This window comes from Staphylococcus sp. CoH_129_LAB_1 (assembly GCF_058191515.1).
Map to the genome: position 1 here is coordinate 1 of NZ_JBXWKZ010000062.1, position 821 is coordinate 821.

The 821-nt window shown below is 47.5% G+C and carries 1 protein-coding gene; it reads right to left on the reverse strand.

The annotated features are described in order from the left end of the window. Positions 1–821, reverse strand: an 821-nt coding sequence (locus tag AC2FB1_RS11060) for a hypothetical protein (RefSeq protein WP_490675270.1), incomplete at both ends; no start/stop codon positions are given.

Below are 821 nucleotides of genomic sequence, written 5' to 3' on the forward strand. Positions count from 1 at the left end.
TCGCTATCGCTATCTGAGTCTGAATCGCTGTCGCTGTCTGAGTCAGAGTCGCTGTCGCTGTCTGAGTCAGAGTCGCTATCGCTATCTGAATCAGAATCTGAATCGCTATCGCTGTCAGAGTCTGAATCGCTATCTGAATCTGAGTCGCTGTCTGAGTCTGAGTCGCTATCTGAGTCTGAATCTGAGTCGCTGTCTGAATCAGAGTCTGAGTCGCTATCGCTATCTGAGTCAGAGTCTGAATCACTGTCGCTATCTGAATCAGAATCTGAATCGCTGTCGCTGTCAGAATCTGAATCTGAGTCGCTGTCGCTATCTGAATCAGAATCTGAATCGCTGTCTGAATCTGAGTCGCTATCACTGTCAGAGTCAGAGTCTGAATCGCTATCTGAATCTGAGTCTGAATCACTATCTGAGTCAGAGTCTGAATCACTGTCTGAATCTGAGTCGCTATCTGAATCAGAATCTGAATCGCTGTCGCTGTCTGAATCTGAGTCGCTATCGCTATCTGAGTCTGAATCGCTGTCGCTGTCTGAGTCAGAGTCGCTGTCGCTGTCTGAGTCAGAGTCGCTATCGCTATCTGAATCAGAGTCTGAATCACTGTCGCTATCTGAGTCTGAATCGCTGTCTGAGTCTGAGTCGCTATCGCTATCTGAATCAGAATCTGAATCGCTATCGCTGTCAGAGTCTGAATCGCTGTCTGAGTCTGAGTCGCTATCGCTATCTGAGTCTGAGTCGCTATCGCTATCTGAGTCAGAGTCTGAATCACTGTCGCTATCTGAATCAGAATCTGAATCGCTATCGCTATCTGAGTCTGAATCGCT